Genomic DNA, 13389 nt, shown 5'->3' with positions numbered 1-13389 from the left:
CAAATTATTACCATAAGAATAGCACAGTTCTCGACACAATGCAAATTTCCTTCATTATAGATAACCATATTGTGTCAGGAATTTGAATTTACATTGTGACCTTTCAATGCAAAACAATTGCAATACTAGAATAGCGATAACTGATTAGCATCAGGCATGCCTTCTAAACAACCAAGCTGGTCCATGTATTCAATAAGTGTTTTGGAAACACGACCACGTTGCTGTAAATCTTCCTTGGATAAAAACTCTCCCTCTTCACGAGCAGCTACGATCGTTTTCGCCACGTTGGTTCCAAGACCCGGAATTGCATCGAACGGAGGGATTAGTGAATTGCCATCAATGACAAACTCACTAGCTTGGGAACGATATAGGTCAACCTTTTGGAAACTCATACCTCGTTCACACATTTCCAGTGCAAGCTCCAGCACGGTTAATAAGTTTTTCTCTTTAGTGGATGCATCTAAGCCTTTTATATTGATTTCATCAATCCGTGCTCGAATCATTTGCGATCCTTGCACCATTGCAATTAAATCAAAATCATCTGCTCGAACTGTGAAATACGCTGCATAATAAAGGATTGGAAAATGTACCTTGAACCAGGCAATTCGTACTGCCATTAGCACGTATGCTGCAGCATGGGCTTTCGGGAACATGTACTTTATCTTTTTACAAGATTCAATATACCAACCTGGTACTTTATTGGCGAGCATCTCCGCTTCAAATTCTTCTGATAAACCTTTCCCTTTACGAACAGATTCCATAATTTTGAAGGCTAGTGACGGCTCTAGACCTTGATAAATTAAATACACCATAATGTCATCACGACAACCAATTACTTCTTTTAGCACACATGTACCGTTTTGAATTAATTCTTGTGCATTCCCTAGCCATACGTCTGTTCCATGGGAAAGTCCAGAAATTTGTACAAGCTCCGAGAATGTCGAAGGCTTCGTATCTTCTAGCATTTGACGTACAAAACGCGTACCGAATTCTGGTATACCTAATGTCCCTGTCTTACAGCCAATTTGCTTTTCCGTAACGCCTAAAGTTTCAGGAGAACTAAAAATTTTCATAACGACAGGATCATCGGTCGGGATTGTTTTAGGATCGATTCCCGATAAATCTTGTAACATCCTGATCACCGTTGGATCATCGTGTCCAAGTATATCTAGCTTTAAAATATTGTCATGAATAGAGTGGAAATCAAAATGGGTTGTACGCCATTCTGAATCCTGCGCATCTGCAGGGTATTGCACTGGAGAGAAATCATAAATGTCCATATAATCTGGAACAACAATAATTCCTCCAGGGTGTTGCCCAGTTGTACGTTTTACTCCTGTACAGCCTTGAACTAAACGATCAACTTCTGCTCCTCGAAAATGTAAATTATGATCACTTGCATAGCCTTTCACATAGCCATATGCTGTTTTCTCGGCCACGGTACCAATTGTTCCAGCACGGAATACATAATCCTCACCAAATAGCACCTTTGTATAATTGTGTGCTTGAGGCTGATATTCACCCGAAAAATTCAAGTCGATATCTGGTACCTTATCACCTTTGAAACCAAGGAAGGTTTCAAATGGTATGTCTTGTCCATCTTTTTTATAAGGTGTTCCACATTCCGTACAGTCTTTATTTGGTAAATCGAAGCCTGAGCTGACAGATCCATCATCGAAAAACTCAGAATGTTTACAACTAGGACAAATATAGTGAGGAGGTAATGGGTTAACCTCTGTGATTTCCATAAAAGTGGCTACTAATGAGGAACCGACCGAACCACGTGACCCTACTAAATAGCCATCAGCTAATGATTTTTTCACTAGCTTGGCAGAAATTAAATAAATTACACCAAAGCCGTGTCCCAAAATCGATTTTAACTCTTTTTCAATTCGAGCTTTCACAATTTCCGGTAACTCCTCACCATAAATACGATGGGCCATTTCATAGGTTAAATTGGTTACTTCATCATCAGAGCCCTCAATTTTTGGTGTATATAGGTCATCCTTTATTGGTTTAACGTCCCCAATACTTGCTGCTACTTTTTGAGCATTCGTCACAACCACTTCTTTTGCAAGATCCGGTCCTAAAAAATCAAATTCTTTCAGCATTTCATCAGTTGTTCTAAAATGGACCTCTGGTAGCTTAGAACGATTTAAAATATTTGCTCCACCTTGTGAACCAATAAGTATTTGCCTAAACATCCCATCTGTCGGATCTAAATAATGAACATTTCCAGTTGCAACAACAGGTTTATCTAGCTTCTTCCCGAGTTTCACAAGTTTACGGATAATATCTTCTAATGTCCATTCATCACGTACAACATTCCGTTCGATTAATGGTGCATATACAGCCTTCGGTTGCACCTCAATATAATCATAAAAGCGAGCAACTTTTTCTGCTTCCTCTGGAGACTTATTCATCATGGTTTCGAATACTTCACCATTACTACAACCTGATCCAACTAATAAACCCTCACGATATTGTTCAAGCACGGCACGTGTCACACGAGGAACACGATAGAATGTTTTTGTATGTGAATGTGAAACAATTTTAAATAAGTTTTTTAAGCCTGCATTATCTACTGCTAAAATTGTACAATGCATAGGTCTACCTTTTTTATAAGCATCCCCACCACCAATATGCTTATTGAAGTCATCATGGTATTTAATAGCTAGCTCATCAGCATCCTTTAATAGTTGCAGCAGTAGATATCCTGTCGCCTCTGTATCATAAATTGCTCGGTGATGCTGTGTTAATTCAATATTGAATTTTTTACACAGTGTATTCAAGCGATGGTTTTTCATTGTAGGATAAAGCAATCTTGCTAGCTCTAATGTATCAATGACAGGATGGACTGTCTCTTCAAGACCAAATTTTTTATAGCCTGTATATAGGAAGCCTATATCAAATGATGCGTTATGAGCGACAACGATTGCATCTCCGATAAAGGCATGAAATTCTTTAATGACCTGCTCTACCTCTGGAGCATTTCGAACCATATCATCTGTAATACCTGTTAATTCAATGGTAGTGGCCGAAAGTGGATGATGTGGATTTGCAAAACTTTCATATTTATCAATCACTTGTCCATCTTTAATTTTAACTGCAGCCAATTCAATAATCGTATCATATGCCGTTGACAGCCCTGTCGTTTCTACGTCAAAAACAACATACGTTGTTTCTGCCAATAAACGATGCTCTGGAGCATAGGCAATTGGTACACCATCATCAACTAAATTTGCTTCCAGACCATAAATAATCTTAATGCCATGTTTTTTGCCCGCTGCATATGCTTCAGGGAAAGATTGCACCACCGCATGATCTGTAATAGCTATTGCTGGATGCCCCCACTTTGCAGCTTGAGCAACAAGCCGATCAACAGGTGTAACAGCGTCCATTTGGCTCATTGGTGTATGCAAATGTAACTCAACACGCTTTTCACCCTCTGGTGCTAAATCCTGTCGTGTTTCTTTTTTGATTTCATTAATATCATTCGCCATGACGATTAAATCACGAATAAACGTATCGGTTTGCACAGAGCCTCGAACTTTAACCCACATGCCCTTTTTCAGATGTTGCATTAATTCAGCATCATCATTGTCACGAGAAAACATTTTAACAATGATGGAATCTGTATAGTCGGTAATTTTAATTTGTAATAATGAGCGTCCACTTTTTAATTCTTTTATTTCCGTATCAAAGACAAATCCCTCAATAATAACACGGCGTTCTTCTTCAACAATCCGTTTAATTTCCATGATTTCATTATCTTTAATTTGCATCCCAAGTTGGAATGGACGGTCACCAAGGTTGGCCAGTGCCGGATTGTCTTTCTTCTCTTGCTCACGCTTTTGGAAATCTTGCATCGCTTGCTGTGCCAGAGCCACTTCTTCCAGACGTTTCTGCTCCATAAATGCTTCCTGTGCCGCGATCATTTCTTCCGTTTCTTCTCGTAGCACAAAGTCGATTGCCATACGAGGGAAACCAAATTGACCATAGCTTTCTGCTAGTTTGTCCGCATACTTCGTTTTGAGCATCATAAATTCCATTTCCTGCATACAGGATAAAGTCATTTTTTGGCCGTTCCACGTTGGTATTTGAGTAATGAGACAATTTTTAAGCGTTGGAGCCATCTCATCAATTTGTTCCACAACATTTAGCCAGTACGCCTGCACCAATTCTTCTGTGACATTTTTTTCTAATGTTTCAAATGTCGTATTAACTTGTGCTATCGCTGAAAATTTCTCTGTCAAATGCGTACGGAAAAGCTGATATAACGGAAACGGTAATATATCTTTTAACTTAATTGTGAAATGCCAAAGTCTATCCTTTTTATGAACTGTCAGGCGTGATAGTTCACCTTCCTCAAAAAATGACATATATACATCATCTGTTAACTCTAGTTGTTGCAAGAGCATTCGAAGCCTCATTCTTGCCTCTTGTTGCTGTTCCAATCTAATGACACCTACTTTCAGAAAGAGGCAACTTCTTTAGCCTCATGTTCTAATTCGTCTCAAACGCATGATGAGAATTCAAGAAAAAAATTCGCTCCCACACTGCGGGCGCTCTTCAAGTTTAACAGAAATTTTACCATCTGTTGTTGCTTGCTTGGCTCACTGTCCCGCAGAAGTGTCGCGAATTATTTATATCTATCTTATCAAAATTATACGAAAGCCTCTATTAAAAGCATCAAATTCTAATTATCACCAATTTTTAGCTCGTCATTAATTTTTACGGAAAAATTCATTCAGACGATCAATTACTTCTTCTTTTTTCCATTCAAATGTTTCACCTGTTTGACGGAATTTCACTTCTACAATACCTTCTGTTGCTTTTTTACCAACCGTTACTCGAACAGGTAGACCAATTAAATCAGCATCAGCGAATTTTACACCCGCACGTTCAGGACGATCATCTAGTAACACATCATAACGGTATGATTTTAATAAGCCATAAAGCTCCTCCGCTAATGTCACTTGTGCCTCATCTTTTGTGTTAACTGGCACAACATGAATATCATATGGCGCTAATTGTGTTGGCCATGTAAAGCCATTGTCATCTTGGAAGTGCTCCGCTACAGCAGCTAGAATACGAGAAACACCAATACCATAGCACCCCATAATAAATGGTTGAGCCTTACCTTGCTCATCTAAGAAAGTACCATTCATTTTAGCAGAGTATGTAGTACCTAATTTGAAAATATGACCAACCTCGATACCTTCTGCAAATTTAATGTTTCCTTGTCCATCTGGAGAAGGGTCTCCCTCTTGAATAAAACGAATATCTAAATAGTCATTAACTGCAAAATCACGCTCTGGGTTAACATTGACTAAATGGAATCCATCTTCGTTGGCACCTGCAATACCATTACGGATAGATTTAATAGCATGGTCTGCTACTACTTTTACGTCTACTGGTAATTTCACTGGACCAATTGAGCCAATGCCACATCCTAATAATTCTTGAATCGCTGCTTCACTTGCAAGTTCCACAGATCCTGCATCAAGTGCATTTTTCAATTTGATATCATTAATTTCATGATCCCCACGTGCAAGGACTACTACAAGCTCTCCATCTACATCAAAAACTAGAGATTTGATGACATTAGCAGGTTCTACTTTTAAGAATGCTGAAACATCTTCAATTGTTTTTTGCTCTGGAGTTGCTACTTTTTCTACATCTTTTAAAGCTTCATCAGATGGTTGATAGTCAACAATTACTTCAGCCATTTCGATATTTGCTGCATAATCAGAAGTATCTGAGTACGCAATTGTATCTTCCCCGATTTCAGAAAGTACCATAAATTCATGTGTTCCTTTACCGCCAATCGAACCTGCATCTGCAATAACAGCACGGTAGTTTAAGCCGAGGCGGGAGAAAATATTAGAATAAGCACGATACATATCTTCATATGTTTCATCTAAACTTTCACGTGACGCATGGAAAGAATAAGCATCCTTCATGATAAATTCTCTTCCTCTTAGTAAGCCAAAGCGAGGACGTTTTTCATCACGGAATTTCGTTTGAATTTGATACAATGTTAGCGGTAATTTTTTATATGATTTAATTTCATCACGGACTAAAGTTGTTATGACTTCTTCATGTGTTGGCCCTAATGCAAAATCACGGTCATGTCGGTCTTTTAAGCGCATTAATTCAGGTCCATATTTTTCCCAGCGACCTGATTCCTGCCATAGCTCGGCAGATTGTAGAGATGGCATTAGTAGCTCAATGGAGTTGATAGCTTCCATTTCTTCTCGAATAATTGTTTCAATTTTTGTTAGTACACGTTTTGCAAGCGGTAAATACGAGTATACCCCACTTGTATTTTGACGAATAAACCCTGCACGTAGTAATTGCTTATGTGATTTTACCTCAGCATCAGCAGGTACTTCACGTAACGTTGGGATAAATGTTTTACTTTGCTTCATTCAGTGTTCCACCTTTTTCAATAGATAAGTTTATACTCTCAATAGCATAAACAAATTTAGCTTTGAGCGCAATGTTTCATCGAAATTGCGCTCAAAGCTAGGAAATCAAATTTCATTTAACTGTAAATGAATTAAAAGAAAAATCGTTGTATATCGTTCCATGTAACAACCACCATTAGAATCATGAGTAGGACGATTCCTACAAAATGTACAATACCTTCTTTTTGACGGTCAATTGGTTTACCACGTAAAGCTTCAAAGCCAAAGAATAATAAACGGCCACCGTCAAGTGCTGGTAATGGAAGTAGGTTCATAATTCCTAAGTTAATACTTAGCATTGCGGCCCAATTCATTAAGTTCATAATACCATATTGGGCAACTTGCTCTGTTGCTTTATAAATACCTACAGGACCTGAAAGTGCGTCTATTGTGAACTTACCGGTAATTAGCATACCTAATAGTTCAAATATTTTCACAGTCATATTATAGGTTTCCTGAGCTCCATATACAACTGCCTTTAATGGGTTAAATTCTCTTGGACTTTCATAGCGTACACCTATTTGACCATATTTCTCGCCATCCTGCTGGATTTCCTTAACAGTCATATTTAAGTTCACTGATTGTCCATTTCGTTCAACTGTCACGGCAATATCTTCGTTTGGATGATCTTGAACGATTGCAGCTAAATCTTGCCATTTTTCAACTACTTGTCCGTTAATAGCTGTTACTCTATCTCCTGCCAGCATCCCTGCCTGTGCAGCTGGATCATTCTCTACTACTTCCGTGATAATTGGCTCGTATGTTGGAACACCATGGATCAATCCAATCACTAAATAAATCACAAACGCGAGAATAAAGTTAAACAAAGGGCCTGCAAAGATAGTCATTGCTCGTTGGCCAACTGTCTTTGCATTAAATTGACGATCGTGTGGTGCAATGACAAGTTCACGACCATTTTCCACAAGCACACAGTCTCTAGCTACTTGATAACGAACTAGACGTTCTTCTTCATCATAACCCTCTACAAATAACTCCTTCTCTAAATCGGCGCGTTCAACTTCTAAAAATAATAAATCTGGTAACTGCTTATTATTTTGATTGAAAATAATTTTTTTAACAACATTATCCTCATTCACAATAAGCCCTATTCGGTAGCCTGGCTGTAATTCCGTGCCATCCATATCCTCGCCGGCCATCCGTACGTATCCCCCGATTGGTAATAATCGAATAGTATACATTGTTTCTCCATGCGTTTTTCCATAAATTTTGGGACCCATTCCGATCGCAAATTCACGTACTAAGATACCTGCACGTTTGGCGAATAAGAAATGTCCAAGTTCATGGAAGAAGACGAGCATACCAAATATTAATATAAATGCAATGGCTGTTTGCATAATACCCCACCTTTAATAGCGATTAGTTAACGATACAGTGCTTTCGTTATTTTACCATGTCTAACACTATTTTTCTTGTCTCACTATCCACATGTAATATGGTTTGTAAATCTGGTACTGCAATGTTTTGGTGTGCCTGCATCACACGTTCAATCGTCTCATCAATTTCAAGGAATGTGATTTTCCCTTGTAAAAAGGCTGCAACTGCCGCTTCGTTTGCTGCATTCATCGCTGTCAGAATCGTACCACCCATACGACCAGCCTCATACGCTAAACGCAAAGCAGGGTATCGCTCAAAGTCCATCTCTTGAAAATGTAGTTGACCAATTTGCGCTAAATTTAGTCGCTGACCATTTTGTAATGGTATACGGTCTGGGTAGCTTAAAGCATATTGGATTGGCACACGCATATCTGGTGTACCTAGCTGAGCAATAACACTAGTATCATGATACTCAACTAGAGAGTGAATAATACTTTCTCTATGCAAAAGTACATCTATTTTATCATACGGCATATCAAATAAAACATGTGCTTCAATGACTTCTAATCCCTTATTCATCATTGTAGCGGAATCTATCGTAATCTTTGCACCCATAGACCAGTTCGGATGATTCAGTGCATCTGCAACCGTCACGTGTTTTAATTGTTCTCGGGTTTTATCACGGAAGCTACCACCAGAAGCGGTAATAATCAAACGTTCAATATTTTTCGGATTCTCACCATTCATCGATTGGAAGATGGCAGAGTGCTCACTATCTACAGGCAAGATGGCTACATTGTATTTTTTGGCCTCTGCCATCACTAAATGACCAGCAGTTACAAGCGTTTCTTTATTAGCAATAGCAATCGTTTTGCCCATACGAATGGCTGCTAATGTTGATTCAAGGCCTACACTTCCGAGCACAGCATTGACAAGTACAGTTGAATCTGGATGTGTTGCGACCTCTACAAGTCCTTTTGCTCCAAACGTAAATTGGATATTTGGAAACTCTTTAGCTAGTGTTAGTGCGTCTTCTTCTAATTGCACAGAAACTAATTCGGGCTTTAATGTTTCAATCATTTCTCGCGTTTTCTCTAAGTTCTTTCCTGATGAAAAAGCTACTAATTGAAAAGCATCACGTTGTTCTTTTAAGATATCGTAGGTTTGCCAACCAATTGAACCAGTTGCACCTAATAAACTAATTTTTTTCACAACAAATTGTCCCCTTTTTCTATCTAAGCAAATGATTTAGCAAAATGTCTTTTCCTATACAATCAATTACCAAATAAATGTAAAAAATGAAGTAGAGGCACGACAAATAATAGACTATCAAAGCGATCTAAAATTCCCCCATGCCCTGGTAAAATATTGCCTGAATCTTTTACATCAAAGTGACGTTTAATAGCAGATTCTACCAAATCGCCCATTTGACCAACAATTGAGGCAAAAATCGTTACAAAAATAAGTGATATATAACCATTTGCGAATGGGTAAATGAGTTGCATACATACTGCAAAAATAACAGCGATGACTATTCCACCTATAAAGCCTTCGATCGTTTTTTTAGGTGAAATTTCTGGCCATAACTTATTTTTCCCGAATTTTCTACCTACAAAATATGCACCCGAATCCGTTGTCCAAACAACTAATAAGCAATAGACAACATACTCTAATCCAACATTTCTAGTTTCAATTAGATAATGGAATCCTAATCCCACATAAAATGCGCCTAATAAAATAAAGCCAACTTCGTCAAAAGTAATTTTATTTTTTACTAAAACCACGTAAATAAGAAGTAGCATCATTAGACCATAGACTACCATTAGATTAGACGAATAGCCTATTAATTCTACAACCCTTTCACTCCAGTCCTTCGGGATAACGAGTAAAATTAAAGTGATCAGTCCTAAGAAGCCAGGCACAGAAAAGATGGAAATACCTTTCATCTTAAGTATTTCATAAAAACCGACAATAGCCATTGCTAGCACAAGTATGGCAAATGGTACTTTTCCATAAATAACGAATGGAATGAAAAGTGCTGCTGCAATTATTGCGGTAATAATTCGTTGTTTCAAGTTGTTTCTTCTCCCTTCAACCCACCGTAACGGCGATTACGTTTCTGATAGTTTTCCACCGCTTCGAGTAAGTTTTCCTCACTAAAATCTGGCCACAATGTATCTGTAAACCAAAATTCTGTATAGGCGAGCTGCCATAGCATAAAGTTACTTAATCGCACTTCACCACTTGTACGAATTAAAAGATCTGGCTCAGGTAAATGAGCTGTCATTAAATGAGATGTTAAGCAATCTTCTGTTATGTCTTGCATCGTTAATTGACCGTCCTGCACTTTTTGAAGCATCATTTTCATGGCATTGACCATTTCAGAACGACTACCATAATTCAGCGCAAAGTTTAAAATAAGCCCTGTATTATGCTTCGTTTCTTCCATTGCCTCATACAACGCTTTTTGTGTATGGGCAGGTAATAAAGATGGGTCTCCAATCATTTCGACACGTACATTACGCTCCATCATTTCTGGTAAAAAGGAACCTAAAAATTCAACAGGTAGCCGCATAAGAAAATCTACCTCAGGTTTTGGTCTCTTCCAATTTTCAGTGGAAAATGCATAGACAGTTAAGACTTTAATACCCAGGTCTGACGCAAATCTCGTCACCTTACGCACCGTCTTCATTCCTTCATGATGACCAGCCACACGTGGCATAGCTCTTTTCTTCGCCCAACGTCCATTTCCGTCCATAATAATCGCTACATGGGCAGGAATCGGCTCGCTTTTAGCTAGGGCCACACGCTCCTCCAATGATAGTGTATCCATATTTATTTGTTTACCTAATAGCTTTTTAAACATGCTAACTCCCCCACTACAACTAATCGGACGTATACTAACCTATCATATCAAACAAAAGCGCCTTTTGTCTTTTTTTTCCCTCTAAATTGACTATGTATGTACTAGCTTATTTTAGAACTATACACATATTAAAGAATGAGTTTGTTAAATAATAATTGATTGTATCATTAATGACCTTTTCACATTCATGCATGCTCTCTATTTGAGTAAGCAATTTGGCTATGAATAATAAAGAGAAAAGACGTCCTGTTAAGTATAGGACGCCTTCATCTCATCAAAAAGTTCCATCATAGACGTGTAAAAGGTTTATTTACACCTCTAAAATTTCTTTTTCTTTATCTTTCGCTACTTGATCTACTTTCACAATGAATTCATCTGTTAACTTTTGAATATCTTCTCCATAGCCACGTAGATCGTCTTCTGTGATTTCGCCAGCTTTTTCAAGTTTTTTCAAATCATCATTTGCATCACGACGAACATTACGTACAGCAATTTTTGCATCTTCCGCTTCTTTTTTCACTTGTTTTACTAGATCTTTACGACGCTCTTCTGTTAAAGCAGGAATCATAAGACGAATGACAGAACCATCATTTGTTGGTGTGATACCAATATCTGATTTCATAATTGCTTTTTCAATATCACCTAAAATTGATTTATCGTAAGGTGTAATTACTAATAAACGAGCTTCAGGTATAGAAACACCCGCAAGTTGGTTAATTGGTGTTGCTGCTCCATAGTAATCAACCGAAATACGATCTAATAGAGATGCGTTCGCACGACCTGCACGAATAGATGCTAGTTCGCGTGAGAAAGCTGCGATTGTTTTGTTCATTTTTTCTTTAGCTTGTTCTAAAACTTGTTTAGCCATTATACATTCCTCCTAACAACTGTTCCGATTTTTTCGCCTTGTACAGCACGTTTAATGTTACCCGGCTCCGTAATTGAGAAAACAATTAGCGGGATATCGTTATCCATACATAAAGTTGAAGCCGTTGAATCCATTACTTGTAAGCCTTGTTGGATAACGTCTAAGTATGTGAGTGTATCATATTTAATGGCTGTTTCATCCACTTTAGGATCCGCTGAATAAACGCCATCGACATTGTTTTTAGCCATTAAAATTGCATCAGCATCAATTTCTGCTGCTCGTAATGCGGCAGTCGTATCAGTAGAGAAGAACGGATTACCTGTCCCTGCTGCAAAGATAACGACACGCTTTTTCTCAAGATGTCTAACTGCTTTACGACGAATGTATGGCTCCGCTACTTGAGTCATCACAATAGAAGATTGAACACGTGTTTCAATGCCTAATTTTTCAAGTGCATCTTGTAAAGCTAGGGAGTTCATTACGGTTGCCAGCATGCCCATGTAGTCCGCAGCAGCACGATCCATTCCCATTTCACTACCTATTTTCCCACGCCATATATTACCGCCACCTACAACAACAGCAACTTCTACATCAAGATCTACTACTTCTTTTACTTCTTCTGCAACAGACTTGATTATTTTTGGTGATAAACCGAAGCCCGCTTCTCCAGCTAACGCTTCACCACTTAGTTTAATAACTACTCGTTTATATTGCGGTACACTCATTGTAAACCTCCGTAAGACTTTATTTAAAACATCCCTATTCTCTTTTCCATTATAGTATATCTAACAATAATTGCTAGTTGTGAATAAGGCAGAATAGAAAATTATCTTTAATTTTTCATTCACTTCGGAAAAATAGGGAACACGCTATGTTGTGCTCCCCATTTTTTTGTCTAGATAATCTAGATATTATTTGATTAGAATCAAATGCAAGCTAAATTAGTTACCTTTAACTTGGCTCATTACTTCTTCTGCAAAGTTATCTTCACGTTTTTCGATACCTTCACCAACAGCGTAACGTACAAAGCCGTTTACAGAACCACCAGTTGAAGCTACAAAATCACGTACTTTTTGATCTGAGTTTTTAACGAAAGTTTGGTCAAGTAAGCAAACATCTTCGAAATATTTACCAAGACGGCCTTCAACCATTTTTGCAACGATGTTTTCTGGTTTACCTTCGTTAAGAGCTTGTTCAGTTAATACTTTACGCTCACGTTCAACTTCCTCAGCAGAAACTTCATCGCGAGAAACATAAGTTGGGTTAATTGCTGCAATGTGCATAGCAACATCTTTAGCAGCTGCTGCATCAGTAGAACCTTCTAAAGTTACTAACACACCGATACGACCGCCCATGTGTAAGTATGAACCGAATGCATCTGCATCAGATTTTGTTTTAATTTCGAAACGACGAAGTGTAATTTTTTCTCCAATTGTTGCAATAGCAGATGAGATTTGATCTACAATTTTTACGCCTTCAGCATTTGCAAGCTCTAAAGCAGCTTCAACTGATGCAGGTTTAGCAGCAAGTAATTGCTCAGCTAAAGATGCAACCAATACTTGGAATTTGTCGTTTTTCGCAACAAAGTCAGTTTCAGCATTTACTTCAAGGATGATTGCTTCGTTACCTTGTTCCAAAATGTAAGTAGTACCTTCTGCAGCGATACGGTCAGCTTTTTTAGCAGCTGAAGAAAGACCTTTTTCACGTAGGAAGTCGATAGCTGCTTCTAAGTTGCCATCAGTTTGTACTAACGCTTTTTTACAATCCATCATACCAGCGCCAGTTTTTTCACGTAATTCTTTTACTAATTGTGCAGTAATGTTTGCCATTTAGTGTTTCCTCCTCAA

At 38.2% G+C, this 13389-nt stretch carries 9 protein-coding genes; all 9 read right to left on the bottom strand.

The annotated features are described in order from the left end of the window. Positions 1-125: 125 nt before the first annotated feature. The 9 genes from PSR12_RS05430 to tsf all read right to left on the bottom strand — a co-directional run bounded on the left by PSR12_RS05430 (position 126) and on the right by tsf (position 13371). A complete protein-coding gene (locus PSR12_RS05430; RefSeq protein ID WP_221682746.1) occupies positions 126-4457 on the bottom strand; it encodes a PolC-type DNA polymerase III in 4332 nt (1443 codons plus the stop codon). A gap of 270 nt (positions 4458-4727) precedes the next feature. Beyond that, complete coding sequence (locus tag PSR12_RS05425) at positions 4728-6434, bottom strand: proline--tRNA ligase (RefSeq protein ID WP_221682747.1); 1707 nt, start codon at positions 6432-6434, stop codon at positions 4728-4730. A gap of 131 nt (positions 6435-6565) precedes the next feature. After that, positions 6566-7828, bottom strand: coding sequence for an RIP metalloprotease RseP (rseP, locus tag PSR12_RS05420; protein ID WP_221682748.1), 1263 nt, complete (start codon positions 7826-7828; stop codon positions 6566-6568). A 46-nt stretch (positions 7829-7874) separates the two neighbouring features. Next, the gene (dxr, locus tag PSR12_RS05415; RefSeq protein ID WP_221682749.1) at positions 7875-9020 is read right to left on the bottom strand and encodes a 1-deoxy-D-xylulose-5-phosphate reductoisomerase; all 1146 of its coding nucleotides are present in this window, start codon (positions 9018-9020) and stop codon (positions 7875-7877) included. Positions 9021-9082: 62 nt separating this feature from the next. Next, positions 9083-9883, bottom strand: a complete 801-nt coding sequence (locus PSR12_RS05410) for a phosphatidate cytidylyltransferase (RefSeq protein WP_221682750.1) — start codon at positions 9881-9883, stop codon at positions 9083-9085. Further along, the gene (locus PSR12_RS05405) at positions 9880-10674 is read right to left on the bottom strand and encodes an undecaprenyl pyrophosphate synthase (protein ID WP_004269258.1); all 795 of its coding nucleotides are present in this window, start codon (positions 10672-10674) and stop codon (positions 9880-9882) included. The genes PSR12_RS05410 and PSR12_RS05405 overlap by 4 nt, the downstream gene beginning before the upstream one ends. A gap of 310 nt (positions 10675-10984) precedes the next feature. Then, positions 10985-11542, bottom strand: a complete 558-nt coding sequence (frr, locus tag PSR12_RS05400) for a ribosome recycling factor (RefSeq protein ID WP_004269259.1) — start codon at positions 11540-11542, stop codon at positions 10985-10987. Beyond that, complete coding sequence (gene pyrH / locus PSR12_RS05395; protein WP_004269260.1) at positions 11542-12267, bottom strand: UMP kinase; 726 nt, start codon at positions 12265-12267, stop codon at positions 11542-11544. The genes frr and pyrH overlap by 1 nt, the downstream gene beginning before the upstream one ends. Before the next feature lie 216 nt (positions 12268-12483). Continuing rightward, complete coding sequence (tsf, locus tag PSR12_RS05390; RefSeq protein WP_274771945.1) at positions 12484-13371, bottom strand: translation elongation factor Ts; 888 nt, start codon at positions 13369-13371, stop codon at positions 12484-12486. Positions 13372-13389: the final 18 nt, after the last annotated feature.

The organism is Lysinibacillus sp. G01H, from assembly GCF_028872195.1.
In the GTDB taxonomy this organism is placed as follows: Bacteria; Bacillota; Bacilli; order Bacillales_A; family Planococcaceae; genus Lysinibacillus; species Lysinibacillus capsici.
Note: the sequence above shows the minus strand (reverse complement) of the source record. Positions and strands in the feature narration are given on the sequence as shown.